25 protein-coding genes are annotated in these 26,829 nt (G+C 65.2%); 6 read left to right on the top strand and 19 right to left on the bottom strand.

The genetic code is table 11. The annotated features are described in order from the left end of the window. Positions 1–359: 359 nt before the first annotated feature. On the bottom strand, positions 360–1,268 hold the full coding sequence (locus ACSVDO_RS21715; protein ID WP_489597121.1) for a LysR family transcriptional regulator: 909 nt from the start codon (positions 1,266–1,268) through the stop codon (positions 360–362). 160 nt (positions 1,269–1,428) lie between these two features. Here ACSVDO_RS21715 and ACSVDO_RS21710 point away from each other — a divergent pair, with 160 nt between their 5' ends. Next, a complete protein-coding gene (locus tag ACSVDO_RS21710; RefSeq protein ID WP_489597120.1) occupies positions 1,429–2,616 on the top strand; it encodes an MFS transporter in 1,188 nt (395 codons plus the stop codon). Here the strand turns inward: ACSVDO_RS21710 and ACSVDO_RS21705 are convergent. After that, positions 2,594–3,250 (bottom strand): pyridoxine/pyridoxamine 5'-phosphate oxidase, encoded by a 657-nt coding sequence (locus tag ACSVDO_RS21705; protein WP_489597118.1) that lies wholly within the window; start codon positions 3,248–3,250, stop codon positions 2,594–2,596. The two genes, ACSVDO_RS21710 and ACSVDO_RS21705, sit on opposite strands and share 23 nt — an antisense overlap. A 272-nt stretch (positions 3,251–3,522) precedes the next feature. On the opposite strand from ACSVDO_RS21705, the gene ACSVDO_RS21700 reads away from it, so the two are divergent. Further along, a complete protein-coding gene (locus tag ACSVDO_RS21700; RefSeq protein WP_489597116.1) occupies positions 3,523–4,410 on the top strand; it encodes a LysR family transcriptional regulator in 888 nt (295 codons plus the stop codon). Between the two features lie 18 nt (positions 4,411–4,428). Here ACSVDO_RS21700 and ACSVDO_RS21695 read toward each other — a convergent pair whose 3' ends face one another. The 6 genes from ACSVDO_RS21695 to ACSVDO_RS21670 form a co-directional block, all read right to left on the bottom strand. Continuing rightward, a complete protein-coding gene (locus tag ACSVDO_RS21695) occupies positions 4,429–5,232 on the bottom strand; it encodes a PhzF family phenazine biosynthesis protein (protein ID WP_489597114.1) in 804 nt (267 codons plus the stop codon). A 116-nt stretch (positions 5,233–5,348) separates the two neighbouring features. Next, positions 5,349–6,299 (bottom strand): hypothetical protein, encoded by a 951-nt coding sequence (locus ACSVDO_RS21690; protein WP_489597112.1) that lies wholly within the window; start codon positions 6,297–6,299, stop codon positions 5,349–5,351. Next, entirely contained in the window at positions 6,296–6,997 is a 702-nt protein-coding gene (locus tag ACSVDO_RS21685; protein WP_489597110.1) for a hypothetical protein, read from the bottom strand. The genes ACSVDO_RS21690 and ACSVDO_RS21685 overlap by 4 nt, the downstream gene beginning before the upstream one ends. A gap of 147 nt (positions 6,998–7,144) precedes the next feature. Continuing rightward, on the bottom strand, positions 7,145–8,164 hold the full coding sequence (locus tag ACSVDO_RS21680; protein WP_489597108.1) for a helix-turn-helix transcriptional regulator: 1,020 nt from the start codon (positions 8,162–8,164) through the stop codon (positions 7,145–7,147). 12 nt (positions 8,165–8,176) lie between these two features. Continuing rightward, positions 8,177–8,365 (bottom strand): hypothetical protein, encoded by a 189-nt coding sequence (locus ACSVDO_RS21675; RefSeq protein WP_332537734.1) that lies wholly within the window; start codon positions 8,363–8,365, stop codon positions 8,177–8,179. Between the two features lie 210 nt (positions 8,366–8,575). Then, positions 8,576–9,193 carry a TetR/AcrR family transcriptional regulator gene (locus tag ACSVDO_RS21670; protein WP_489597106.1) on the bottom strand — a complete coding sequence of 206 codons (618 nt, stop codon included), beginning with the start codon at positions 9,191–9,193 and terminating at the stop codon, positions 8,576–8,578. Positions 9,194–9,302: 109 nt separating this feature from the next. Here ACSVDO_RS21670 and ACSVDO_RS21665 point away from each other — a divergent pair, with 109 nt between their 5' ends. After that, positions 9,303–10,544 (top strand): MFS transporter, encoded by a 1,242-nt coding sequence (locus tag ACSVDO_RS21665; RefSeq protein WP_489597105.1) that lies wholly within the window; start codon positions 9,303–9,305, stop codon positions 10,542–10,544. A 68-nt stretch (positions 10,545–10,612) separates the two neighbouring features. Here the strand turns inward: ACSVDO_RS21665 and ACSVDO_RS21660 are convergent, their stop codons facing one another. Then, entirely contained in the window at positions 10,613–11,569 is a 957-nt protein-coding gene (locus ACSVDO_RS21660) for a LysR substrate-binding domain-containing protein (RefSeq protein WP_489597103.1), read from the bottom strand. A 95-nt stretch (positions 11,570–11,664) separates the two neighbouring features. Here ACSVDO_RS21660 and ACSVDO_RS21655 point away from each other — a divergent pair, with 95 nt between their 5' ends. Continuing rightward, entirely contained in the window at positions 11,665–12,960 is a 1,296-nt protein-coding gene (locus tag ACSVDO_RS21655) for an MFS transporter (protein WP_489597101.1), read from the top strand. 22 nt (positions 12,961–12,982) lie between these two features. Here ACSVDO_RS21655 and ACSVDO_RS21650 read toward each other — a convergent pair whose 3' ends face one another. The 8 genes from ACSVDO_RS21650 to ACSVDO_RS21615 all read right to left on the bottom strand — a co-directional run bounded on the left by ACSVDO_RS21650 (position 12,983) and on the right by ACSVDO_RS21615 (position 22,378). Continuing rightward, positions 12,983–14,146, bottom strand: coding sequence for a hypothetical protein (locus tag ACSVDO_RS21650; RefSeq protein WP_489597100.1), 1,164 nt, complete (start codon positions 14,144–14,146; stop codon positions 12,983–12,985). 291 nt (positions 14,147–14,437) lie between these two features. Next, positions 14,438–14,812 (bottom strand): hypothetical protein, encoded by a 375-nt coding sequence (locus tag ACSVDO_RS21645; RefSeq protein WP_489597098.1) that lies wholly within the window; start codon positions 14,810–14,812, stop codon positions 14,438–14,440. Positions 14,813–14,941: 129 nt separating this feature from the next. Continuing rightward, entirely contained in the window at positions 14,942–15,835 is an 894-nt protein-coding gene (locus ACSVDO_RS21640) for an alpha/beta fold hydrolase (RefSeq protein ID WP_489597096.1), read from the bottom strand. Positions 15,836–15,943: 108 nt separating this feature from the next. Then, the gene (locus ACSVDO_RS21635; RefSeq protein WP_489597094.1) at positions 15,944–17,140 is read right to left on the bottom strand and encodes a PepSY-associated TM helix domain-containing protein; all 1,197 of its coding nucleotides are present in this window, start codon (positions 17,138–17,140) and stop codon (positions 15,944–15,946) included. Between the two features lie 7 nt (positions 17,141–17,147). After that, positions 17,148–19,646 carry a TonB-dependent receptor gene (locus tag ACSVDO_RS21630; RefSeq protein ID WP_489597093.1) on the bottom strand — a complete coding sequence of 833 codons (2,499 nt, stop codon included), beginning with the start codon at positions 19,644–19,646 and terminating at the stop codon, positions 17,148–17,150. A 75-nt stretch (positions 19,647–19,721) separates the two neighbouring features. Then, positions 19,722–20,690 (bottom strand): FecR family protein, encoded by a 969-nt coding sequence (locus ACSVDO_RS21625; RefSeq protein ID WP_489597091.1) that lies wholly within the window; start codon positions 20,688–20,690, stop codon positions 19,722–19,724. Further along, entirely contained in the window at positions 20,687–21,160 is a 474-nt protein-coding gene (locus tag ACSVDO_RS21620; RefSeq protein ID WP_489597090.1) for a sigma-70 family RNA polymerase sigma factor, read from the bottom strand. Before ACSVDO_RS21620 ends, ACSVDO_RS21625 begins: the two co-directional genes overlap by 4 nt. 249 nt (positions 21,161–21,409) lie before the next feature. Next, on the bottom strand, positions 21,410–22,378 hold the full coding sequence (locus ACSVDO_RS21615; RefSeq protein ID WP_489597088.1) for a helix-turn-helix transcriptional regulator: 969 nt from the start codon (positions 22,376–22,378) through the stop codon (positions 21,410–21,412). A gap of 167 nt (positions 22,379–22,545) precedes the next feature. On the opposite strand from ACSVDO_RS21615, the gene ACSVDO_RS21610 reads away from it, so the two are divergent. Beyond that, a complete protein-coding gene (locus ACSVDO_RS21610) occupies positions 22,546–24,204 on the top strand; it encodes a hypothetical protein (RefSeq protein WP_489597393.1) in 1,659 nt (552 codons plus the stop codon). Positions 24,205–24,226: 22 nt separating this feature from the next. On the opposite strand, the gene ACSVDO_RS21605 is transcribed toward ACSVDO_RS21610, so the two are convergent. Next, positions 24,227–24,694, bottom strand: a complete 468-nt coding sequence (locus ACSVDO_RS21605; RefSeq protein ID WP_489597086.1) for an OsmC family protein — start codon at positions 24,692–24,694, stop codon at positions 24,227–24,229. A gap of 77 nt (positions 24,695–24,771) precedes the next feature. Beyond that, entirely contained in the window at positions 24,772–25,641 is an 870-nt protein-coding gene (locus tag ACSVDO_RS21600) for a LysR family transcriptional regulator (protein ID WP_489597084.1), read from the bottom strand. Positions 25,642–25,752: 111 nt separating this feature from the next. Here ACSVDO_RS21600 and ACSVDO_RS21595 point away from each other — a divergent pair, with 111 nt between their 5' ends. Further along, the gene (locus tag ACSVDO_RS21595) at positions 25,753–26,793 is read left to right on the top strand and encodes an NAD(P)H-quinone oxidoreductase (protein WP_489597082.1); all 1,041 of its coding nucleotides are present in this window, start codon (positions 25,753–25,755) and stop codon (positions 26,791–26,793) included. Positions 26,794–26,829: the final 36 nt, after the last annotated feature.

The raw sequence follows: 26,829 nt of genomic DNA, 5'->3' as shown, positions 1-26,829 counted from the left end.
CTGTCCGCTACGGGTCGGCACCGCCAGTTCGCAGCCCGTGAGAGTTGCCGTTGACCTGCGTGGCGCCACGGACATTGGTGGTCCGCTGCCAGAGCCCTGCGGAAGACCTGTGCAGGAAGTGCAGAGGTCACTCGGCCCGCGAAAAGCCCAATGACCGGTCATGGCGGCAGCGGTCATCGGTCCGCCAAAACTGGATGACGGCAACCAGCCTGAAGCACTCGCCCGCGCAAGCGCCTCCAACAGCGGCACCCAGCGAAATTTAGCTGGCCACGGCCAGCAGTCTCGTCAACAAAAATGACCCAGGTGGTCAACCTAAGCGAAATCAAAACAGGCCCCGTACGCCCGCGGCCCGCGCGCTCTCAACGAATCCCCAGCCCGCTGCCCAAATAGCTGATCAAGCCATCGACCTTGGGCAGCAGCTGGCGGCTGCGCGGCCAGACCAGATGCAGGGCCAGGCCGTCGGTTGCCAGGTCAGGCAGGATTTGCACCAGCCGCCCGCTGGCCAGATGCTCGTCGACCAGCCAGGTGGCCAGCTGGGCAATGCCGCTGTGGGCCAGCACCGCCTCGACCAGGGCGTCGGCCTGGCCGAGCACGATCCGCCCTTCGACCGCGCGGCGCTCCACCGGCGCCGCGCCATGCGGTATCAGCCAGGGGCTGGCGCTGCCGTCGGCGCGGCCGTAGGTCACGGCAGCGTGCGTCCACAATTCCTCCAGCGAGCGCGGCGTGCCGCGGCGCGCGAGATAGCCGGGAGAGGCGCAGAAGATCAGTCGCTCCGTGCCCAGATAGCGCTGCCCCAGAGCGTCCGGCCAGGTATCGGCGCCGCCAATGCGCACGCCGACATCGATGCCCTCCTCGACGATATCCACGAACCTGTCCGTGAACGAGACATGCGGGCGCACGCCCGGGTGCTGTTCGGCAAATGCCAGCAGCAGGGGCAGCACGCGCATGCGCCCGAAGGTGGCCGGCACATCGACGCGCAGCCGGCCCAGCGGCTCCAGCCTGTCGGCCGCCAGCACCTGCTCGGCGACCTGCAGCTCATCGAGCACGCGCACGCAGGTGCGATAGAACGCCGCGCCCGCATCGGTCAGCGCCAGGCGGCGCGTGCTGCGCTCGAACAGCCGCGTGTTCAGCCGCGCCTCCAGGCGCGACACCGCCTTGCCCACGGCGGAGTTGGTCAGGTTCAGGCGTTCGGCGGCGGCGGTGAAGCTGCCGGCATCGGCGGTGGCGACAAACGCTTCCAGGCCTTTGAGGCGTTCGGAGGGAACCATCAAGCAATCCATTATGGAAATAGAGTCCAGAGTGTATGGAAAATTCTCCCGAGATAGGAATCCGATTCACAGCTAACCTCGCGGAAACCCTGAGACCCCCCCTGTGACCACGCACCCTGCCCTCTCCCCCTCCTCTGCCGCGCCCCGCGCGACAAGCTTCTTGGCAATTGCCATTCTGGCAACCGCTGCCTTCATTCTGGTGACCACCGAATTCCTGATCGTCGGCCTGCTGCCCGCGCTGGCCGCCGACCTGTCGATCTCGATCTCGCAAGCCGGGCTGCTGGTCACGCTGTTTGCCTTCACGGTCATGCTGTGCGGGCCGCTGCTCACGGCCTGGCTCGCCCACGTCGAGCGCAAGCGGCTGTTTGTCGCCATCTTGCTGATCTTCGCGGGCGCGAACGCCCTGGCCGCGCTGGCGCCCAACCTCTGGGTGCTGGCGCTGGCGCGCTTCATCCCGGCGCTCGCGTTGCCGGTGTTCTGGGGCACGGCCAGCGAAACTGCGGCCCAGCTCGCGGGGCCGCAGCGCGCCGGCCGGGCCGTGTCGTCGGTCTATCTGGGCATTTCGGCGGCCATGCTGTTTGGCATTCCGCTGGGCACGCTGGCAGCGCAGGCCGTGGGCTGGCGCGGGGCGTTCTGGGCGCTGGCCGCGCTGTCGCTGCTGGTGGCCCTGCTGCTGCAGTGGGGCATGCCGGCGCTGCGCTCGCAGCAGCGCCTGCGCCTGGGCGAGCAGCTGCGCATCCTGCGCGATCCGCTGTTTGTCGCCAATGTGGCGCTGTCGGTGCTGGTGTTCACCGCAATGTTCACCGCCTACACCTATCTTGCCGATACGCTGGAGAGCGCCGCGGGCGTGCCCAAGGCGCAGGTGGGCTGGTGGCTGATGGGCTTTGGCGCGGTCGGCTTGCTTGGCAACTGGCTGGGCGGCCGCTGGGCCGACCACCGACCGCTGGCCGTGACCGCGCTGTGCAGCATGCTGCTGGCCCTGGGCATGGCCTGGAGCATGGCCGCCGTGGACAACCGATTCTGGCTGGGCATGGCGCTGGCGCTCTGGGGCGTGGCCAACACCGCGCTGTATCCCATCTGCCAGATCCGCGTGATGAAGGCCGCATCGCATGCCCAGGCCCTGGCCGGCACGCTCAATGTCTCGGCCGCGAATGCCGGCATCGGACTGGGGGCCATGGTCGGCGCGCTGGCCATCCCCGCTTGGGGCACTAGCAGCGTCGGTTATGTCGCGGCGGCGATCGCGCTGGGCGCCGCGGCGGCGGCGTTCTTCATTGCCCGGCTCGGCGCGCGGCTTCGCCGCGGCAGGGGGCTGGCCCGCGCGCAGATCACGGCCACAACCGCTCCTTAGACCACGAAGCGCCTTGCGCGCGGAGATAGCGCAGCCGCACATGGCGGCGCTGCTCGTTGCCCTGCCAGAACTCGATCTCCCGGGGCCTGACCGCATAGACGACCCAGCTGTGCGGCAGCACATCAGGCTGCTGCTCGAGGCGGCGCAGCTGGCGCGCCAGCCCGTCTTCCAACTCCTGCTGCGAGGCCAGCACATCGCTTTGCCGGCCCAGCAGCGCGCCGGCGCGCGATCCCAGCGGGCGCGCCAGAAAATCCGCGCTGCTTGTCTGCTCACCCATGTCGTGCGCCGTTCCGCGGATGCGCACCTGGCGGCCCAGCGCGGGCCAGTAGAAGGTCAGCGCCACCTCCGGCGAATCGCTGATCTGGCGGCCCTTGGGGCTGGCACGGCTGATCGCGAAATGCCAGCCGTGCTCATCGACGTTCTTCAGAATCAGCACGCGCGCATCGGGACAGCCGTCGCCATCCACCGTGGACAGCGTCATCGCATGGGGCTCGCGTATGCCGGCATCGATTGCCGCCTGCAGCCATTGCGCGAACAGCGGCTCGGGCTGCGCGTGCGCCTGCGCCGTGTCAAACGGCACATAGGGACCGGGAAGGGAGGGGAGGCTTCTGAGCAGTTCTTTCATATCGGTCATGTTTTCATCTTTCGTTGACAGCGCCAGCGCAGGACGCAGGCTTTCAGCCGCCATGGGGCGGAACGCGGAAGTTCTCCAGGATGCGTTTTTCCGCGCGTGCCAGAACGTCCAGCGCGCGCTGCCACCCGTTGCGTAGGCGGGCTGCGGGCCCCTGCGGTGGTGGTGCGGCGCTGGCATCGGTGCAATGGTTTTGATAGGGCATGGCGCTATGCTCGCGCCCCACCTGACCTCTGTAAAGTTGAATTGAATGACGCTTGAATTCATAATTCCTGATGCGTAATTTGAACCTCGACCAACTGCAGACCCTCATTGCCATTGCCGATCTGGGCACCTTTGCCGCCGCCGCCCAGGCCCTGCATCTCGCGCCGCCCACCGTGAGCCTGCATATCAAGGAGCTGGAATCCCGCATGCAGGCGGCCTTGCTGATCCGCGGCCGAAGGCATGCGGAACTGACGCTGGCCGGCGACGCGCTGGTGAGCGAAGGGCGCAAGCTGCTTGCCGCCAGCGACGACCTGATCGACCTGGTGCAGCGCCGCGCCATGGGCCTTGAAGGGCTGGTGAAAGTGGGCGTCTCGGCCGGCGTCAGCACGCGGCTGCTGCCGCTGATGCTCGAAGCGCTGACGCAGCGCAGCCCGGGCGTGGAAGTCAAGCTCGAAGCCGTGGGCTCGGCCGAAGCCATGATGCGCCTCAAAGCCGCAACGCTTGATATCGCCATCGTCGCCAGCCCGCAGCCGGCGGTCGCGAACATCCGGCTGATCCCCTGGCGCAACGATCCCATGGTGGTGCTGCTGCCCTCCTCCTGGAACGCGCCCGAGCTGGTCACGCCCCAATGGCTGGCCGGCCGACGCTGGGCGTCGTTTGCGCCGGCAACGCAGATGCACGGCCTCATTGCCGCTTGGTTCGGCCAGGCGGGTTTCAACCCGCGCCCCTTTCTGACGCTGAGCTACCCCGGCGCGCTCAAGAGCCTGGCCGCGGCCAGCCAGAGCGCGGCCATACTGCCGCTCGAGGAAGTCAAGGACCAGCGCAATGCCGCCGATGTGCAGATACGCCATCTTTCGCCGCAACTGATGCGGCCCATGGCAGTCGCGCACCGCTACTTGCAGGCTCCGAATCTGGCGGTGGACAGCGTGCTGCAGGTGCTCGCGGAGTTTGCCAGCTGAGCGCGCCGGCAGGCGTGGCTAGAGGGTGATGGTGCCGGTCAGATAGCGCACGCAATGTCCGGCCACTTCCACGCTGGACGCGGTCACTTCGCAAAACAGCGTTCCGCTGCGCCGCGACGCCTGGTGCGCGACCAGTTCATTGCGACCCAGCCTGACGGCCCAGTAAGGCGCCAGCGCCGCATGGATGGAGCCCGTGACCGGATCTTCGTCGCCCCCGTTGGCCGGCCAGAAATAGCGGCTGACGAAATCATGGGACGCACCCGCAGCCGCGGGCCCTGTGACCACCACATCGAGCGGGCCCAGCGTCTTGAGCCGCTGCAGATCGGGCGTGACCGCGCGCACCTCGGCCTCGGTTTCGTACACCGCCACATAGGCCTGCTGGTTCACGAGCCAGGCCGATGGCGCCGGGCTCAGGCCTTCAAGCAGCGCGGCCGGCGGCTCGTCAAGCACCCGGGCATCGCGGCGCGGGAAGCTCATGCGTATGCGGCCGCCGGGCTCCCGCGTGGCGCTGACCTGGCCCACGGCCGCGGCCCAGAATGCAATGACGCCGCGCGCCGGATCGGCCTCGAACAGCACAAACGCGCTGGCCAGCGTCGCATGGCCGCAGAACGCAATCTCCTTGAGCGGCGAGAACCAGCGGATCTCGAATGCAGAACGCTCGGCGCTCCAGACCAGGAATGCGGTTTCGGACAGATTGTTCTCGGCAGCAATGGATTGCAGCAAAGGGTCGGCCAGCCATGCCTGCAGCAAGACCACCGCGGCCTGGTTGCCCTTGAATCGTTCCGAGGTGAAGGCGTCAATGATGTGCAGGGGAAGTTGCATGGCAAGTGGGTGGGTATTGATGGCGAAAATTATGGGGTGGTGGGCGGGGGATGCATCCAACAGGATTCCAGGATGGATGGCTCACAGCAAATAGGTCTGGTGCGCTCCAACCCGCATCAATGGGCGGTTTTCAACAGGAGGTATGGACTGTTCTTTTCATGCTCTATCGCCTCGATGTAATCACCGCCTCCGATCCGTTGGGTGTGCAGGTAGTCAATCAGATAGGGCTTGCTTGCGGCGGCGTCGCACGCATCGCGCAGCACCCTGACTGTTGCCAAGCCTTGATCGACCGCAGGACCGAATGACAATGGCGTCAATTGAGTAAACAGATCGCTGTAATTGGACGAGACCGCTTCCGAGACAAGCAGGGCATACCTCAACTCATTGGTTCGAATGCGGCAGTCGATGCGAACACTGTTGCAGAGCATCAGCATCTGCGTCATTTGCCAAAATACATCTGCGTCTATTGAACCGCTGGTGTTGACCATGTGATCAATCTCGCCGCTGAAGAAGGCGGCCATGTCAGCCAGCCCAGCGGCGACCTCCGAATACTCAGTCAGAGGATGGGACAGGGCCGCTGCCTGCTGCGCGCGCTGCAAGAGACTTTTTGTGAGATGCAGCTGCCTGCGCAGATCTCGGTGGCCCAAGCTCTCGAATCCATACCGTATGCTTTCACCCACATGCTCCATGCGCCGCTCCAGCGAGGTGAAACGCTTGTTCATGTGGTAGAAGCCCGCAACGCTGACCCCGACGCCAACCAGCGAAACACCCAAGGTCGCAACCTGCAGTGATTGCAGCATGCCCATCATCGCCTGGAGCTGGTTGATTTTCACGCCGGTGTAGATGCTCGCTCCGGCATTGAGCACATCAGCCGTCATGGAAATGGGCGCAAAAGGGCCGGAAGCCAAATTGGACAGAACCGACTGTGCTACGCCCGTTTCCTGCACATGTCGAACGATTTGTCCCGTCACCGAGTCTTTCAGAATCGTCCCGTATCGAACCAGCTCGCCTGAAGCGACGCGGCCCAAAAGCTCCGCCGAAATCTCGAAGGGTATGGTGCTCATCATGATGTCTTTGTCTCCAACAGCTTTCTTGAAAGATGCATCCCTTGATCGCGAAAGTGCTCGGCTATTCCGGCAGGTCCGAGCATCAATGTCTGTATTCGCGACAAGATCAGGTTCTTTTTCGAAAATTTGAAGCCAATGTCATGGAGACTGGCGCACTCTGCATTCAGTCTGCAGGTGTCAAAAACCAGCTCGACCTTGGCAAAAAAATCCCATTTCTGAGCAATTGCATTGAGCTTGTTCTCTTCTGTGCGCAGGACTGCAATCAACGGCAGACGCACGATGCGAACAAAACTGTCCTGCAAGATTTCATCCGAAGGTCGAGCAAGCACTTTCCTGAGCAGGCTCACATTGTCGAGATCGGCCTGCATCTGCTGAATGAAGCAATCCTCCAACCGCGCAACGGTAAGCGTTACGGCGGCGTGGAAATTATCGCGCCAATCAAGCACTTCACGCCTGAATGCCAAATCAGGCAGCTTGTTGAAATCGACCAGGGAGGCGACGGGCGTGTCCACCGAAGCAAGCACTGGCTCAAGCCAAGACTCTTTTGGCTCTGTCGGCCTCCCCATTCCCTCCTCGGCAGGAAAGAACGATTTGAGGTCGCGTTTGAGGAATGCGACGGTCTTGGTCCACATCCCTTCGGGCGTTGGCACGTTATCCAGGGAGTTCGTTGACTCTCTAGGCGTTGGTAAATCGTTCATTTGGACTCTGTAAATCGATAGGCCCAGGATGGAAAAATGGGTAGCAAAATCAACGGCATTCGGCACCTGTCAGCGCGCATGGCTGGTCACCAATAGCAGATATGTCTGCATGACGCTCTCGGTTGAAAAAAGCCAGCACCCGCCTCTTCATGTGGGCGCTTTCCGTTGCTCGGCAAAGTCGGCATCGCGGCCTGACGCCGAGCCATTCAAATAGCTGGAAAGCTGATCAAGCAACTGTTCCTGCCAACCCTCGGGAGACAGGATTCGCACACTCGGTATCCAGTACCTGACAATGGGCAATATCTGATTGGCATGCCCCACTATGGTCTCGACCGTCAGCGCACCGTCCGCTGCTTCACTGACGATCTTCTGGTGGGGAATCAATTGCCGGCGTTTGAAGTACTCCGCGGCTGCAGGCGCCACGGCCAAAAGCACTTTTTGGGGCTGCGGTGAATGCCATATGCCTTCCTCGGTTTGAATGGCCGCCTCTACGCTGGCATCACGCGAAAAATCCTGGGCCTGCACCTGAACAGACCTGATTTTTCCGACACCGAAGGTCTTGATCCTGCCGTCATGCACCGCTGCCAGATACCAAATGCCTTTGGTGTTGAGCAAGCGGTAGGGCTGGACGTCAAGGTAGGTTTTGGTCTGACCGTCCTTGAACAAATCGAGATGGAGCACCCGATTCTGAATGACGGCTTTTTCCAATTGACTGAATACACCGACGTGGGTGGACAGGTCCTCGTAATGATGACCACGCACCAACCATGGCGCCTGAACCGGCTGGCCCAGCAAGTCTTTCAGGAAGTCCCGGTCCATCGATGGAAACAATACTCTGACTCCGGCCAGCGCAGCGAAACGTTCAATATCGCTGAATTTCAGCTTGCCAAGGTAGGCGGCTTCGAGGTGATACCGCCCCCTTGTTTTAAGCAGGGGCAAGTACACCAGGCGCACTTTGAGGTCACGTTGGATGGTGCGAACATGTGTGCCAAATTCCTCGGCCAATTCAGCGGGGTCGAGGTGATCGCCCTGGTTCAGTTTGATCAAGATCTGTGAGAGTCGATAGGCGATGGTGTCGTGCTGCCCCTGCGCCATGGGCAACTGCTCTTGCTGGACTCCCGGTGTGGCCTCTGATAGACCCCAGATATTGTTATTCATTTCAGCCATACATGATGCCTGTCATTGCTTGGCAGAAGCGCCTGGATTTTTCTTGCGCAGCCAGAACCAGGCTGCAGCAACTGCTACGATCAAGAGCACGATCAGGAGCAGCTTGATCACCATAGCCAATATGCCGACGGTTGCAGACAAGACACCGAATTTTGTCAGCATCCAGACAAGAAAAAACCCAAAAATAGCGATCCAGAACATCTGCAACCTTCAGCGAGCCAATCGAAGTTGTAGTGTGCTGGCCGGGTTGGACAGGTCGTGTCGTTTTTGACAGCGGGTGGGCACGGATAAGAAATTTGCACGCTCACCGCGCTGCAGCAGGAATTGCCTGGCCCAGACGCAACGGCCCACTGCTTCAGCGCCACCAGCCAGTGCATCAGCACCCGAGCGCATGCAGCAGACTTGACTCGGTCAGGTCATTTGCCTGGCCCCATCCCACAAGCGCATGACCTGGTCAATGGCGGCGACCAGCACCGCCGCATCCACGCCGTCCCTTGCCGAGATGGAGACCCCCGACAGGAAACTGTCAAACACCGCAGCCAGGGCCAGGGTGCTGGTGTCCGGGCGCAGCTCGCCGCTGGCGATGCCGCGCTGCACGCACTCGACAAACCCCGCCCGGGTGCGTGTCCGCGATGCATCCAGCGCGCGTGCCACGTCCGCACTGGCCACGGACGGCGCGCTCATAACCCCCAAGGCCACCATGCAGCCGCGCGGATGGCCTGGCTCGCACTGCATGGCGACGGACTGGCGCAGCGCCGTCTCTATGGCCACCCTGGGCGTCAGTGACGCATCCTGCAACGGCGCCGTGACACGCCCGTGCGTGGACAGATAGCGCGTCACGCATTCCTGGAAAAGCGCTTCCTTGGAACCGAAGGCGGAATAGAAGCTGGGCGCGGAAATGCCGCCGCCCAGGCCCTCCTTGAGCTGCGCCAGCGAAGTCGCATCGTAGCCATGCTCCCAGAACAGGTGCATGGCTTCGGTAATGGCCCGGTCTCGGTCAAACGTGCGCGGGCGTCCCATCTGGGCCATGTGGCATCTCCTGAAAACATCGTTCAATACTAATCGGTACAAAAGTCGTTGACAAGCGGATTTGCCTGCGGCTACATTTGTACCGATCGTTATATATGTAGGACTTTCCATGGATTCCAACCGCCTGTCACCTTCCGGCCCCTGCGCCCTGCCGGCGCAGCAACCTGCGGCAGGCCTGCCTGTCGCCGCACTCCTGGCCCTGGCCATGACCGGTTTCATCTGCATCGTGACCGAGACCCTGCCCGCGGGATTGCTGCCCCAGGTCGGCCTGGGCCTGGGCATCTCGCAGGCCATGGCCGGGCAGATGGTCACCGCCTACGCCTTGGGCTCGGTGATTGCCGCCATTCCCTTGACCATTGCCACTCAGCGCTGGCAGCGCCGCAACGCCTTGCTGCTGTCCATCGTTGGCTTTCTCCTGTTCAACACCGTTACCGCGCTGTCCTCGCATGTGGCGTTGACGCTGCTGGCACGGTTCTTCGCGGGTGCGTCCGCCGGACTTGCCTGGAGCCTGCTGGCGTCCTATGCGCGCCGCATGGTCCCGCCGCACCAGCAAGGCAAGGCGCTGGCGCTTGCCATGCTGGGCACTCCCATTGCCTTGTCGCTGGGGGTGCCGCTGGGCACATGGATGGGCGCCCTGGTCGGATGGCGCAGCGCCTTCGGCATCATGTCGGGCCTGACTTTGGTGCTGATCGTCTGGGTGCTGACCCAGGTGCCGAACTACCCCGGCCAATCCGCAGCGCAGCGTCTGCCGCTGCGCAAGGTGCTCGCGACACCGGGCGTGCGAGAGGTGCTGGCAGTGGTGCTTGCCTGGATGCTGGCCCACAACATCCTCTACACCTATGTCGCGCCTTTTGTCGCCCAGGCCGGCCTGGGAGAACGCGTGGACCTGGTGCTGCTGGTGTTCGGTGCGGCGGCGCTGCTGGGCATAGCCATCACCGGAAAGACCGTGGATCGCCATCTGCGCCGTTCGGTGCTGGTCAGTCTGGCGGTGTTTGGCGCCGTGGGCCTGGGGTTCGCCGGCTGGGCTCACGTGCCCCTGGCGATTTACCTCGGCGTGGCCGCATGGGGTGTGAGCTTTGGCGGCGCGGCCACCTTGCTGCAAACCGCATTGGCCGACGCCGCAGGCGACGGCGCCGATGTGGCGCTGTCGATGAATGTGGTGGTGTGGAACAGCGCCATTGCCGCGGCCGGAATGCTGGGCGGCGTCCTGCTGAGCAGCTGGGGACCGCAGGCGTTTCCCTGGGCCCTGGTCTGCCTGGCGATGGTGGCGTGGGTGATTGCCAAGTCTGCCCGCCGCCATGGGTTTCCGGGAGCAGCGCGCAGCGGCAACGCGGCCGCAGTCGGGCATTGAAGATCTAGTTGCCAGCCGGCGCCAGCACCGACCCCCAGCGCCAGCAGATAGCAAATCCCCAGCCCGACTCAATCGGCCTGGCTTGCCAACGGGCCCACATGCTGGCGCACCGCCTCCACCAGCAGCGTCGCCAGCCGGCTTGCCGGCGCCTCGGAGTGCGCCTGGGCGCGGTAAAGCACCAGCGAGATCTGCGGCAGCGCGGGCAGCGACAGCACGCCGCGATCAAGCGTGCGCACCTGCGCGGGCAGCCCGAAAGGCGTGCGCACCGTCAGGCCCAGTCCGGCCGACGTCGCGGCCCAGAGCGCGGCCAGGCTGGCGCTGCCGAAGGCGCGGCGCCAGGGCAGTCCGGCGCGGTCCAGCGCGCTGGTGACTATCTCGCGCAGCGGGCATGGGGCGTCGAGCATGACCAGCGGCAGCGGCTCCTTGCTTGCGGGTTTGCGGCTGCCGGGGGCGCGGTGCTCGCGCTCGCTCCACCAGGGGGCGTCGACGCGCTCGGGCGCGCTCGGGCCTATCCACAGCAGCGGCAGCCGCGCCACGCGCTCGGCATAGGGCGACAGCGGCTGGTCGCCCGCGTCCCAGGCCAGGGCCAGATCGAGCTGACCGAGTTCCAGGCGCTCGCGCAGCTCGCTGCTGCGCGCCACACAGGCTTCGATGCGCACCTTGGGATGGGCGCGCGCGAAACGCCCGAGCACCGCGGGCAGCAGCGTCTCGCCGAAGTCTTCCTGCAGGCCCAGCCGCACCCAGCCCTGCAGGTCGGCGCCGCGCAGGGCCGCGCCGGCTTCGTCGTTGAGCTCCAGCATGCGGTGCGCGTAGGCCAGCAGGGTTTCGCCGGCATCGGTCAGCGCCAGCCCCCGGCCCTGCTTGCGGAACAGCGCCGTGCCGGCCTGCGACTCGAGCTTCTTGAGCTGGGCGCTCACGGCCGAGGTCGAGCGGCCCAGCTTGTCGGCCGCGCGCGCATAGCTGCCCAGCGCCATGCCGGTGGAAAACGTGCGCAGCACGTCGAGATCGAACATCACCTGGCTCATTTGCGGGTCCCGTGGACAGTCCTGTTTTTCAGGATGATAGGTCAATTACTTTCTGATTTTCAAAACCATTGAAACGCCGGAGACTGCGATGCACCATGAATCCATCGACTTCTTCTTCGCCGTATCCACCCCGCCACCGCTGGAAAGTGCTGGCCGCGGGAGTTGCCGCCAACGCGGCGTTCTCCGTGGCCTTCAGCGGCATTCCCATGACTGCGGTGCTGATGCGCACCGGCTACCAACTTGACAATGCCACGCTGGGCCTGGTGCTGGGCCTGATGGGCCTGGGCATCGCCGTGAGCGAGCTGCCCTGGGGCATGCTGACCGACCGCTGGGGCGACCGCCCCGTGCTGCTCACCGGCCTGGGCGGCACCGCGCTGGCGCTGCTGGCCATGGCGCTGTGGGCGGCGCCGGGCGCGCGCCAGGTTCCCGGCCTGGGAATGCTGGCCGCCGGGCTGCTGCTGGTCGGGCTGCTCGGCGGCAGCGTGAACGGCGCCAGCGGCCGGGCGGTGATGACCTGGTTTGACGCCAGCGAGCGCGGGCTGGCGATGAGCCTGCGCCAGACCGCCGTGCCGCTGGGCGGCGCCATCGGTGCGCTGGCGCTGCCGTTTGTCGCGCTGCACTGGGGCTTTGCGGCGCTCTACTGCCTGCTGGCGGCGCTGTGCGCGCTGGGCGCGCTGCTGGCCTGGGCCTGGGTGCACGAGCCTGCAGCGAGCGCGCCGCGCGCCGGCGCCGGCGCCCAGGCTGCCTCGCAGGGCGGACCGCTGCGCGACGCGCGCGTCTGGCGCATCGTGCTGGGCATAGGCATTCTGTGCGCACCGCAGTTTGCCGTGCTGTCCTTTGGCACCGTCTTTCTGCACGACTTCGGTCATGTGGGCCTGGGGCTGGTCACGGCCACCATGGTCTTCACCCAGATCGGCGCCATGGTGATGCGCGTGTGGAGCGGCCGCTGGACCGACCGCCGGCGCAATCGCCCGGCCTATCTGCGCGCCTGCAGCCTGCTGAGCGCCGGCCTGTTTGCCGCGCTTGCGGCGCTGGTGCTGGCTGCCGGCAGCCAGGCCGCCGACGCATGGGCGCTGCGCGCCGCGCTGGTCGTGCTGCTGGGCCTGAGCGGGGTCTGCGTCTCGGCCTGGCATGGCGTCGCCTACACTGAACTAGCTACCTTGGCGGGCGCGGCGCGCGCCGGCACCGCGCTGGGCATGGCCAACACCAGCGTGTTCCTGGTGTGCTTTGTCACGCCCTTTTCCATTCCGCATCTGCTCACGCTGCAGGGCTGGACCGTGGTGTGGCTGGCCGCCAGCGCCTGCGCGCTGGTGGCGCTGCCGCTGCTGGTGCCGGCTGCCGTGGACGGCTATCCAAAGCTTGAAGCCAAGGCGGTGGGCCGGTCCACGTAAAGGGATGGGGTGGCGTCTACGCTCAAGGCTTGTCGATACGACGGTAGGTTTCGCCTGGCGAGGAGCTTCTGCGCCGCTCGCTCAACGTAAAGACGCATTGCAGATAGCTGCTCGCATCGGCCCACTTTGCCCCGTCGGATTGCAGTTCGAACAGATTGCGCGTCACCTGCACAGCCTCCGGCCAGCGGTCCTGCGCCACCGCGGTCATGGCTTCTCGACTGTCGTCGTGATCATGCAGCGCGCCATCTTGTGCACCATAGGAATGAAACTCCACGATAGGTGCGGGACTCACAAAAGCCGAGCCTTCGCATTGCTCGGCTCCAGGCTGCGGCTCGCGCTCGGCATGGGCGGCCGCAAACGAGTCCTGGACGGTATGCAGCACCGAGCCAAAAGCGATATCGCGAATCTGGTGGATCAGACCACTGGCGGAATCCTGTCGGCCCAGCAGGTAAAGGTCGACGACCTTCCATTCGGTGCAGCCGAAATGCCGTTGGATGGTCGGATTGTCGATGTTCTTCAGATAGGTGGATGGGAGTATTTCCTTGGACGACACTTTCCACGCGAACTCCAGCCAGTCGAGGATCTCGGCCCGCGTGTCTACAGGGTGGACATCCGCCGCATGCGCCATGCCGTGAAGAAACTGCAAGTCACCAAAATGCGACCGGGTCATCAGGTTTCCCTGGATGCTGTTGGCGGTCTTGTTGCATCCCACAATGGCCTTGGTGCGGGCTTTGCGTTCCGCATCCTTGAAGAGGCAGTGCCAGCATGCGGGCTGGGTGGAGAAACGGATGGTCTGCGGTTTACAGACGTTCTTGTGTCCCATGTAGTCGCAATTGCCCTGACCCTCTTCCAGCCGAAACGGCGGCAAGTCGTTCCAGCGCACCCCGTATATGACATAGGGCGATGCCACTCCCACGTCGCGGCCGCTGCAGTAGGTATCGGTGGCGAGGCTGATGTGCTCTCCACCGCACCACTTGCCAAGATGGGTTATCTCTTCATGGACAGGGGTTTTGATCAGAACGCCCAAGGCTCCAGCGATGCGCGCCAGAGTGGAGTTGGGCTCGTTGGTCAGGCGCTCCTCATGTTGGGTCCCCAGAGGACCGATTTGAAAGGCACTGGCCCAACCTGTTGCCAGCAACAGGATTCCCAATGCGAACCCGCGCGACGCGGCTGCTAAAAGATTCATGTCTTGTCTCCCTCTGCTGGCATTGTCGATAGCCGGCAAGGCACGGGCAAGGGAAAAACTACCACTACCGATCGACGTGCACATGAGGAGCCAACACAACCGTTGCGACTTCTTTGCGTCGCCTTGTCGTGCTGCGTGCACTGCCTGCGACACCGCGCCCGGCAGCCGCCGCAGATCCTCGGGTTAGGATATTCGGCTGCGTTGGAAATTTAGCTGCGTATTTTCCGCAGCTTGCAAGCCCAATCTCTCTCAAGGAATGGATTGGCCGAGATTTTTTGGGCTTCAACGCTGTCAACGATTCTCCAAACCTATGTACTTTTCTTTCAGCACCGCTTTGGCGACGTTGTGAGGCACATGTTTCACAAATTGCTTGCCGCCGCTGGCCTTGAGCATGAAATATTCACCCACATGATTTCTTGCATACAGCGTAAATAAGAAATCATCGGCGTCAATGCCGATGATTTCCTCCAGAACAACAGTGGCAGTCGCACCGTCCAACGTAAGAAATGGCTGAGGCGACGTCACCGTTAGACTGCGAAACTTTTCCCGTTCCTGGTTCACTCTGATCCGCAAACGCTCTTTCATCCCCCGCATTTTATAAAGGCGGTAGACCTGTGCAGCCACTGTCAAAAGCAGCATGGCCAGCATGATTTTTTTACTGAGCATAGGCTGCCTATGTTAATTCGACGCCGGCTTGCGGTTGATTTCTAGTACCCATCGCTGCACGGTTTTCTGAGAGCTGCGGATTGTCTCGGAACAGTCAAGAGGCATAACCCCTCACCACCAGGACAATCATTATCTGAGCGCTTCGCCCACCGCCGCATTGAAGCGCTCGGCCTGGTCCAGCATCACGAAGTGGCGGCTGTTGTCTATGCGCACCAGGCGCGCATGGCCCAGGCCCTGGTAGGCGGCCGCAAACGCGCCATCGACCGACGCCACCGCTCCATAGGACGGATGATGGGCGTAAATGACGGTAGTAGCCGCCGTGATCCTGGCCAATTCGGGGCGCAGGTCGGTGATCGCCAATTCGTAGGCGGCTTGCGCCACCGTCCGGCGGTCGGAGTCGCGCCCCCAGCGGCTGACGGCTGCGCGGCTGCTGGCGCCGGTGGCCAGGCGCGCGGCGCCGGCTTCCTGCATGGCGGCGAGCTGTTCCTGCGTGGCCGCGAGCCATGCATCACGCAACGCGCGCGCGCCGGGCGCAGCGGTTTCTACAGTCGCCGCCGGATTGAACAGCAGGCTGTAGAACGGCAGCGCATCGGCCACGACCAGCCGCCCTACCCTCGCCGGATGCCGCGCCGCGAGCATCAGGGCGACCTCGCCGCCCAGCGAATGGCCCACCACGGCGGGCGGCGAAAGCCCCTCGCGGGCGATATAGGCGGCCAGGGCTTCGGCAAGGCTGGACGCCAGCGGCGCCGCGTCCGCGACCGGTGCGCGGCCGGCGAACCCCGCGATGTCGATCAGATGCACGCGGTGCTGCGCAGACAGCTGGGCGGCCAGCGAAGTCCAGACCTCGGGGCTCGAAGCCAGGCCCGGTATCAATAGAATATCGGGGCCGCCGCTGCCGCGGATTTCGACGCCAAAGAGATCGGCCTTGTTGTCCTGGGCGCGCGCGCCCAAAGTGGTCGCCAGCAGCGCGCCAAGTACTACATTGCGCCGCGATATCAGGCGCTTGGTGTTGTCTGTTTTCATGCGACCCTATTGTCAGGCGTGCAGCGCCGCGCTGCAGCGTCGCCCAATCCGCGGGCCCGCGCAGGCCATGGCAGGCGCCTTCGATCTGCGGGCGCTGCGTGCACGGCGTCACACCATGGCAGCTTGCGCGCGCGAGCGCGCTCGCTGGCGCCAGACCATGAGGCCGGTGGCGGCCAGCACGCAGGTAGCAAGCCCGGCAAGCAGCATCGCGCCGCGCCCCCACCAGCCCAGCACCCGCCCCGTATGCAGCGGATACTGCCAGATCACAAAGCGCTCACCCCGCGTTGCGTCGTGGTAGCCGTAGCGCGCACGCAGCGCTCCGGTCTGGTCGTCGATGTAGATCTGCTCGTAGCGCAGACTCAGCGCACGCTCGAGCATGCCGGGCTCCTTGAAAGCGATGCGGTACACGCCTTGCTTGCCGAGATGATTGGCATACCAGGGCGGGTAGTGCTGCGTTGCTGCGGCAAGCTGGGCGCGCGCGCGCTGCACGGCTTCGTCGATGCCGAACGCGGGCTGGCGCTGCGGGTCGGCTACCGCGGGCAGCGCGCGCACCGGGTGCTGGTGCACGGTGGAGAACCACCCGACCACGGGCTTGAACACTTCATCGGCCAGGCTGAAATAGACGCCCGACAGGGCCAGAACGACGGCGAATGGCAGGCTCCAGAGGCCGGCGCTGCGGTGCAGATCGAACGTCGTTCTGGCCGCGGACGCGCCGCGCTTGATGCCCCATGCGGGCTTCCATTTGCGCCAGAAGCCTTGCCGCCAGGCTCCGGGACGCGGAAGGGTGAGCCAGGCGCCGAGCAATGAAGACAGCAGCCAGCCGATGGCGACCGCGCCTGTCACCCACATACCCCATTTGCCGGGCAGGTGCAGGCGGCGATGCAATACATCGACAAACGGGATCAGGTGCGCGCGGTCGGACTTCCACGCGCCCCATTGGCGCCCCCCGAAAATCTGCCCGGTGCCGGGGTCGACGTAGAGCCGGTCGAAACCCAGCGCATGGGGTTTGCCGCTGGCTGCATCGATGCGCGGCTCGACCCGCACTTCATAGGAGGCGCCGGCCAATGCGCCCAATGGCATCAGACTCACGCGCAGGCGTGGGTCGGACTGCTCGATGCGCCGGGTCAGCGCCTGCGCGCTCAGTGGCGACGCCGGCGGCGCCACGCGCAACAGGTGCGGGTTGAGCCAGGCGTCGATTTCAGGCCCGAACACCAGAAGACTGCCGGTGAGGGAGAGCACCAGCAGAAAAACCAGTATCGCCAGGCCAAGATAGCGATGCAACGCCACCCAGAACTTGCGCGCCATGGGCAGCTCACCAGTGGTGCGTGTAGCTGAGCGTCAAGGTCGCGCCCGCGGCCAGCAGACGGCTGTCGTTCTTGCTGCTGCGCATCAACTGGCTATACAGCGGCAGGTAGTACTTGTTGAACAGGTTTTGCACGCCCACGGTCAGCTGGTTTTTGTTGTCGAACTGGTAGCGGCCCATGACGTCCACGCTGTAGTAGCTCCTCACATCCACGCGTGCGAACTGAGTCTTGCCATCGGCCAGGCGGTAATCGCGCGAACCGAACCAGTTGAACTGGCTGCGCAGGCTCCAGCGTTCGCTGGGCTGGTATTGCACGTAGCCCGTGATCTTGACCGGCGGTATGCGGTAGCCCGTCATGATCTGATCGCCGGCCGCACCGGGCGGCGTTTCCCGGCCCTGCATCCAGGTCAGCGTGCCGCCGGTGGACCACCTGCCGGCGTAATGGTCAGCAGTGAGCTCCAGGCCGCGTATGCGCTCGCGCGTGCGCGTAAGACGCAGTCCGTTGTTGAACGACTGCACGGCTCCCAGGTTGGAGCGCGAGTGAAACAGCGCGACGGTCGCCATGGTGTCGCCGAAGGTGCCGCGCCAGCCGACTTCATAGTTGTCGGTCTTCACAGGCTCGAGCTCGGACGAGCCGATCGCGAAATTGGCGCCCGCATTGCGCAGCTGCAGCCCCACATCGGGCAGATCGAAGCCCTGGCTGAAGGAGGTATAGATCTGATGGTCCTGGCTGGGCTTGTAGGCCAGGCCGGCGTTGTAGAGCACCGCGTCGTAGGCGACCTTGCCACCGGACACCGTGCCCGGCCGCGGCAGGCGCAATTGCGACAGTGGCTGGAAGTCATCGAAGCTCGCCTGCGATTTCTCATAGCGCAAGCCGCCTTCGGCCGACCATTGATCGTTGAATTTGTGCTGCAGTTGCCCGAACGCGCCAGCGCTTTTCACGCTCACCCATGGCATGTAGATGTGCTGGCCGCTGCGTCGGAAGACCAGGCCGCCGCTGGCGTCGTAGGTCGCGGCATCGAAACTGTCCAGCGGCATGTTGCTGCGTTCCTGGATGTAGTCCGCGCCCCAGACGAGTTTCGTGCGCTGGTCTTCACCAAAGGGCGTGGTGACGGTGAGACGCCCGCCGAACACCTTGTTGTTCTGCAGGACCTGATCGACGAAGTTGCCACGGTTGGTGTTGCTGCGCGCATCGAATGGCGCAAACCGCAGGAAGTTGTCGCGCCCATAGACCATGGCGCTCAGCCTGCTGCCGGCCAGATCCTTGTGCTCGTAGCTCGCGCTCAGCAGCGTGTTTTCGACCTGGTTCTGCTCGGCCAGGCTCAGGCCCTTGATGGCCCTGGCGGACACGCTGCCCAGCGGGGCGAGATTGACGCGCGGGTCGTTCGCGTAGTCCGACTGCTGGTGGGCACGCAGATGGCTGGCCGAAAGCTGTATGCGCTGGTCGCCATCGATGCGAAAGCCCAGCTTTGCGCCGAGGCTGTAGGTATTGGAGTCGAACAGATCGCCTTGGCTGGCATCGGGCGCGATGCGCTCACCATGGCCGTCAAAGGCCGCGCCCGTGCGGCGCGCCGAGATGTCGAGCTCGTAGTCCACGACCTCGCCCGCGCCCGACAGATAGTGCTGGACCTGGCCGCCCAAGCCGTCGCCGCTCAGGTGCGAGAGCGAAGAATCGATGCCCACCGTGGTGCGCGCCACGGGCTGGCCGCCGACGGGACGCGTGGTCACGGAAATCACGCCACCCGTCGCGCCGCTGCCATAGATGGCATTGCTGCCGCGCAGCACATCGACGCGCTCGATGCGACTCAGATCCACATTGGACAGATTGCGCGCGCTGTCGCGGTTGGTGTTGAGCGGAATGCCGTCGACCAGCACCAGCACATTGCGTCCGCGCAGCGTCATGCCGAAATCACTGAGATTGCGGCTGGAGTCGGAGAGACCGGGAACCGTCTTGGCCAGCATGGTGCTCAGATTGGGCGAGGTCGCGCGCAGGTCTTCGAGCTCCTGGCCTTCGATGACCGTGACCTGGCGCGTGGGCTGCATCAGCGAGGTTTCCGAGCGCTGGTCGGTGACGACCACCGTGGCCAGCGCGGCCACGTGCTCCGACGCGGCTTCGCCCGCAGCCGAGGGCGCGCTGCCTTGCGAGGATTGCGCTGCGGGTTCGCGGATCTGCAGCGCTCCGCCGGGCAGTGCTTGCACGCCAAGCCTGGAGCCCTCGATCGCCTGGCGCACGGCCTGCTCCGGCGTCAGCGCGCCCTGAATGGGGCCGGCGCGCAGTCCCTTGAGCAAAGCCGGGTCGGCGACGATGCTGCGTCCCGTCTGCTGGCCAATGCGGGTCAGCGTCTGCGCCAGCGTTCCGCCGGGAATTTCAAGGGAAAACGCCGCCGCCGATGCCTCGGCGGCCTGGCTGGCGATGGGGGCCGCGGCGCAAGCCACGAGCGCGGCCAGCGCCAGCGCATGCAGGCCGGGGCGCTGGGCAGGCCGGCGTTGAAGGGGGAAGGTAGTCACGGATTATCCTTTTCGCTCTGTACTACCTGGCTTGTGCGGCGAAACGCAAAATCCCCTCAGCTTTTTTCCACGGCTTCAACGCACTCCTTTGGTGTCAATGGAAATCAGGGGGCCGAGGCGGCGCACCTGCACGGGCAGGATCTGGGCCAGCGTGTTCAGCAGCTCGTCCACTTCGAGCCGGAAGATGCCGAACACGCGCAACTCGGCGACCGCCGGCGAGACCCGGATGAAGCCGGGAAAATACGCCTGCAACGCCTGGGCGACTTCGGCCAGCGACCAGTCATCGACGGCCAGCATGCCTTGCTGCCATGCAGCGCGATGCAGTGGATTGCCATGCAGCGGCGCCATCCGGCTGGCGCTAAAGCTCGCTCCTTCGCCCGCGCCAAGAATGACGGACTGCAGCGCGCGCGGTTGCACGGAAAGGCTGTGCTCCATGGCCACCACTTCGGTGCGGTCGGGATGCACGCGGCTCATCATGCGCCCCGACTCGAGCCGCGCCAGCCCGTCGCGGGTGCGGATCTCCAGCGGGCCCGCCCCGGCATGCGCGCGCGTGGCGATCAGCGCGCCGGCGCGGTGCTGCAACTGCGGCACGCCCGAGAGGTAGCGCACGTCCACGGCCGAACGCGCGTCCAGCAAGACCGTAGAGCCATCGGCCAGCCTGAACGCGCGCCTTTCACCCGTGCCCGTACGCAGGTCGGCCATGATCTGGGCGAGCGGCGTCAGCCGATCCGCGACCAAGCTCGCCGCCACGGCCACGCCGCCCATCGCCAGCGCGCCGCGCAGCACGCGCCGGCGGCGTGTTCTGAACAGTGCCTGCATGGCGGCCTGCACATGCACGCCTTCGGCCTGCGCCTGCAGATTGCGCACGGTGGTCAGCGGCGCGGCAAGCGCGCCGTTCACGCGATCCCAGGCGCAGCGGTGCCTGTTGTCCTGGCCCAGCCATTGTTCGAACTCCTGGCGTTCGGCAGCGCTGAGCGCGGCCGCTTCATGGCGCACCAGCCAGTCGACGGCGGCGCACAAGTCCTGCTCGCCGGCCATCGTCATGGCGCGCAGGCCACGCAATGCAGCAAGGCGCGCTTCATGTGCCGCTCCACGGTCGCCAGCGAAATGCCCATGTGCGCGGCGATCTGCGGATAGCGCATGCCATCGAGCCGCGACAGCAGGAACGCGGTCTTCACCGGCAACGGCAGTGCGGCGAGCGCGCGGTCGATCTGGCAGATGGCTTCGACCAGCATGCAATGCTCCTCGGGCGAAAGCGCCAGCGCTTCGGGCATGCAGCGCAGCGTGTCCGCATAGGCCTGCTCCAGGTCCTGGCGCTGCCAGTGCTTGATCAGAATGCGCTTGGCGATGGCACTGAGAAACGCCCGCGGCTCGCGTATGACCGAGCGACCGCCATCCTCGGTCAAATGCAAAAAGGTCTGCGCCGCCACGTCTTCTGCTTCACTGGCGCTGGACACGCGCCGCAGCAGGCGGCTACGCAGCCAGGCGTGGTGCTGGCGAAAAATGTCAGCCACTTCGGCTTGGAACTGAATCGATGGCATGGCGCGTTGGCGGGAGCTTTCTAGGGATAGGCCCGATCATAAATGGTAATGATTCTTGTTATGCACCGGTATCCCTGTCTGGCGCAGCCGCCGCGCGCGCTGAAGAAAGCTTCGTGGAGGGCCTGGGCCGCGGTCAGATCGCTCGCTTGCGGGCAGCAAAATGATGCGCAAACGCTGCCGCCCGTTGATGCGACTGCGGCGAACAGAGGGCGGGGCCGCCCGTCAATCGGCCTGCCGCAGCGCCTCGACGAGCGCCGCCACGTTGGCCACGCCCAGCTTGTCGTAGATCGACCGGATCTGGTTGCGCACGGTGGCCGGAGCGCGCTGCAGCCGCGCGGCGATCTGCTTGTGCGTCAGGCCCATGGCGGTGAGGCGCGCCACAATGGCCTCGCGCGGCGTCAGTGCATCGGCCGCGCACAGCGGGCGTACGCGCAGCCACAGCAAGCCGTGCTGGCTGAACTGCTTGATGGCAAGCGTGCGCCCCACCACGCGTTGCTCACCACGCTGTGCGGCGACCACCACGGCAGCCGGCAGCCAGGGCCCCTGCCAGCCCGCCCATTCATGGCGCAACGCGTGCTCGAAGATCGCATCCATGTGGTGGATCATGCCGCGCGAATCGGCCAGGGCCGAGCCGGTGCCGTCGCCGCCCCTGGTCTGCACGACGTCCTTGAGATGCGTCAAGCGGTTGAGCTCCAGCGCCTGCTGCAGGTGCGGCAGCAATCCGGCGAGCCGCAGGCGCTCGCTCTCGGTGCAGTGCGCATCGGCACGGGCGCGGAACAGCGTGAGCCAGCGCGTGAACCGTGTGTCCGGGTTCACCAGACCGCCGATGAAGAAGTGCGACTGCTCGAAGCGCCGGCCATAGTCGCGCAGCGCGCTCTGCTGCCGCCCACCGAACCAGGACTGCGCATCAAACGCCAGGGTCTCGCTGGGGCGCATGCCCACGGCTTGCGCCGCGGTATCAAGGTGCTTGACTTCCTCATAGGCCTGGAGCATTTCCACAGGCTGGCGATGCAGGTGGATGGCGTGAATATCGATGCCACCCGGCGTCAAGGTGGCACAGCCCCACATTGCCGAGTCGAAGGGCAGCACGGGCTTGAGAAGGTTAAGCGCTTCATCCTGAAAGTGCGCTACGGGCAATTCGTGCGATTTCCGGTACAAGCACAGCAGCAGATCACTGTAGTCGGCATGCATGGCGGCGTTCTTTCTCTTGCAGGCACCTCGCTGGCGAACCTTTCCCGGTTCGGGACAAGCCGTGTCAGGGCGGACGCGCGGTCTGAGCATAGTGCAATTGCATCATTTTGTTTGTTGTGTTTGAACAATAGAGTTTGTGTGTCACATCCATATCCTGGAAAACCACCATGCACCTTGCCCCCCACAACACTTCCCTGCCCGCCATTCGTCCTCTGCTGCTGTGCGGCCTGATCGCCAGCCTGTATGCCTGCGGGGGCAGCAGCGGCTCCGATGACACCAGCGGTGGCGGCGGTGGCGTGGTCGCGCAGCCGGCCATCACGCTTGCGGGCGCTGTGCTCATCGATCAGGCCGTGCGCAACACCGCCGTGTGCGTGGACCTGAACGCCAACGCCGTCTGCGACACCGCAGAACCCGGCGCAGCCCTCACCGGCGCGGACGGCAAGTACAGCATCACCTACCAGCCCGCTGACGCGGCGGCAACGGCGGCGTTCAATCAGGCGCCCGTGATTGCCCGGGTGACGCCCGACTCGGTGGACGCTGCCGACCCAGACAGCAAGGCCACGGCCAAGGCATTCCAGCTGTCCGCTCCCGCGGGCAAGGCCGGTCAGATCAATCCGCTGACCACATTGGTGCAAACCGGCATTGCGGGCGGAATGACACGCGAGGTGGCCGAGGCCGCCGTGGCGCGCCAGCTCGGCATACCGGCAGCGAAAATCTACGACTACCAGGGAGATGCCGCATCCAGCAGCGCCGTGCTGCCAGACAATGCGCGCACCGCCGCCAAGGTCACGGCCTATGCGCTGGAGCTGGGCGCGCCGCTGCAGGTGACGGCGCCCGGCGCCGCGGCCGTGGCGTCCGATCAGCTGGGTTTTCTCAATTACGCTGGTGCAGACAACTATGTGGCGCGCGAGCGCAAGTCCGATGGCGTGCTCCAGGCCGATGGCTATGCGCGCCAGATCGAAACCCGGACCGGCAAGACCAGCGGGCTGGCCAGCGCGCCCGAGGCCCTGTTCCCCTCGGTCACCCTGACCAGCAGCGGCTGGACACGCTGCGACACCGCCGTGCCGCGCCTGACCACGCTGGGCAACCCGGCGCGCACCCTGGTCTGCAACCAGTCCACGGCGTTCCTGGGCTTCACACTCAAGACGCTGGATGTCGGCGGCAAATCCATGGCCGAGGCCGTGACCGCGCTGCGTGCCGGGGATACCGCCCTTGAAACCCAGGCGATTCGCCATGACCGCTCCATCGAGATGGACCCCGCTGTGCTGGGTACGGCGACTTTCCCGGCAGGCGCGCAGGTGCGCACCGTCGTGTCGGTGCAGATGAACCGTTCGCCGCTCTTGATCAACAACACGGCAACCGATCGTTTCGGTTTCCCCAACTTGGACATCATGATTGCCAACCGCCCGGCCAGCGCGGTGAATCTGGCGACGCCGACCACGGTGCGCGCCACCACCGTCGGCGCTGCCGGCCCTGTGGACGCCAGCCATGTATTGCGCGTAGCCTTCGTCAACGCCACCACCGCGCAGTTCTACAGCTGCGAATCCACCGCTCCCGCGTACACGGATCTGGGCAGCTGCGTCGCGCATTCACAAAGCGCGTTCACCATTTCCACGGTCAATGGCGTACGCCTGCTGAACTTCGCCAACTTCCCCGGCAAGACCTTCGCGCAGGGCGTGACGCGCGGCTATACGGAGTACGACGGCAATGTGTTCGGCTTTCGCGAGCCTGCGGCGATTGCCGATGAAGGCCAGGCCGTCAGCTACTCCGTGCGTTTGAACGGCACGGCCTGGAATGCCATGAAGACGGCACTGGGAATCAACTGAAGGGTGTGGTGCCCTGGGCCACTCAATCAGTGAAGCTGAACGTGGGCTCGCAGGTAACGGGAAAATTCACGGAGCGCGCAATGAAGCAGACTTCGTGAATCCTGCCATGGATGGCGCGCGCCACCGCCTCATCGCTGCCAGTGCGAAGCACGATGCTGGGGCGCAGAACGGCCGATGTGAACCGCCCTGCGCCTGCCGGGCCCACCTCACCCATGCCCATAGGCTGGTCCTCGTAGCGGGTGACCACGACGCCGTCCACGGCCGCATAGTGCAGGTACCACAGCATGTGGCAGGCGGACAAGGCAGAAAGCAGCAGGTCCTCGGGGTTCATCTTGTGGGGATCGCCGCCCAGCAGGGGATCGTTCGAGCAATGGATCACGGACTTTCCCGCGATCGCGATGTCCCAGGTGCGGTCATAGGAACGGTAGCCCGCCGTTCCTTGGCCGCGGTTGCCGGTCCAGACGATATGGGAAACGTAGTGATGCGCCATGGATTCTCCGTTTGTCGATTCGAATGCCCGGAATTATGGGAGAGCGGGCTGGCGTTGCCGCGTCCAGCAGCGCCCCATCACTGGCCCGCGATGGCCCCCGACAGATACTCCGCCGTCGCCTTGACCCTGGCCGTGCGCTGCAGATCAGGGTGCATCACCTGCCAGACTTCGTAGTCGCTGGCGCGCCGGCGCTGCGGCCAGATGCGCACCAGGCCCTCGCGTTCGCCCATCCACAGCGGCATCTCGCCCAGGCCCACGCCCGCGGCCACGGCCTTGCGCGTCAGCAGGCTGGAGCTCACGCCCATGGCCACGCGCGCCTGGCGCGCGGGCACGCCGGCCATGGTCAGCAAAGCTTCGCGCTCCAGGTAGGGGCCGTAGACCACGAGGTGGTGGCCGCGCAGTTCATCGTCGGGAACCGGCGCGCCAAAGCGTTCCAGGTAGGCCTGGCTCGCAAACAGCCCCACGGGCCACGAGACCACGCGGCGCACCACCAGGTCGGGCGTGTCGGGCCGCACATTGCGAAACGCGATGTCGACCTGGCGGCGGCTCAGATTCAGCAGCTGGGTCGAGACTTCGAGGTCGACGCGGATATGCGGCCAGTGCGCCTGCAGGCGTTCTATCGCGGGCAGCAGCAGATCGACGGCGATCGAGTCGGTGCTGGTCACGCGCACCAGGCCCACGGGGTTCTCGTCCTGGCCCTCGATCCTGCTGCGCAGGTCCAGCGCCGCGCTTTCCATGCGCCGCGCGGCGGACAGCGCGACTTCGCCGGCTGCGGTGAGCAGATAGCCGTCCTTGGAGCGCAGGAACAGCTTGGCGCCGAGTTCGGCCTCGAGCGCATTCAGGCGCCGGCCCACCGTGGCCTGGTCCACGCCAAGGCTGCGCGCCGCCGAGCGCAGCGACGGCGAGCGCGTCAGCGCGAGAAAGATGCGGGTGTCGTCCCAGTTCATGAGCCCTTGTGTGATGCAGATTTGCATCACTGTAGAGCGAAATCGCTGCGTTTCAAAGCCCTGGCAAAGGCGTAACCTTCAAGGCATTCACCCGTTTCAGGAAAGACGCATATGTCCACCGTTTTGAACTCCGCCACCGCTGTGCAAAAGCAGACCATGCAAGCCATTGTTTTCGACGATTTCGGCGGCCCCGAAGTGCTGGGCCGGCGCGAGGTGGCGCTGCCCGAAGTGCGCCCGAATGACCTGCTGGTGCGCAACGCATCGATAGGCGTCAACCGCGCCGATCTGCTGCAGCGCAAGGGCGCCTACGGCCGCGCCCACTTCGGCGACGGCGACACGCTGGGCCTGGAGATTGCGGGCACGGTGATCGAGGTCGGGGCCGAAGTGCAGGGCTTTGCCGTGGGCGACCGCGTGATGGGCATCGTGGGCGGCGGCTCCTATGCGGAAATCTCGCGCATCGACCACCGCATGGCCATGCAGGTGCCGGCCAGCGTGAGCCTGGTCGACGCCGGAGCCGTGGCCGAAGTGTTCGTCACCGCGCACGAGGCGCTGTTCCATCTGGCGCGGCTGCAAGCCGGCGAGTCGGTGCTGATCCATGCGGCCGCGGGCGGCGTGGGCTCGGCAGCGGTGCAGCTGGCCCATGCCTTGGGCGCGCGGGTGTTCGCCACCGCCAGCGGCGAAAAGTGCGAAGCCGTGCGCGGCTTCGGCGCCGATGTGGTGATCGATCACCGCAGCGAGGACTTCGCGGCCGTGGTCGCCCAGGGCACGGACGGCAAGGGCGTGGACGTGGTGATCGACTTCATAGGCGCGCCGTATCTGGAACGCAATGTGCGCTCGCTGGCCATAGGCGGACGCATGGTCTCCGTGGGCCTGCTCGGCGGCGCCGCGGGCGCCACGCTGCCGATGGATGCGGTGCTCTACCGCCATCTGCAGATCTTCGGCACGGTGATGAAGTCGCGCCCCCCCGAAGTCAAGCAGGCCATGGTGCAGCGCTTTGCGCAGCAGTGGCTGGGCGCGTTGGCCGACGGCACGCTGCGCGCCGTGATCGACAGCAGCTACCCGCTGGCCGAAGCCGCGCAGGCGCATGCACGCATGGAGGCCGGCCTCAATGTGGGCAAGATACTGCTGCTGCCGGGCGCGGCCGCTCGCTGAAGGCAAGCGGCGCGGGCGCGCAAACTGCTGAAAATG

It is taken from the genome of Comamonas sp. DB36, from assembly GCF_057914905.1.
This window is presented reverse-complemented; position numbering and strand designations above follow the sequence as displayed.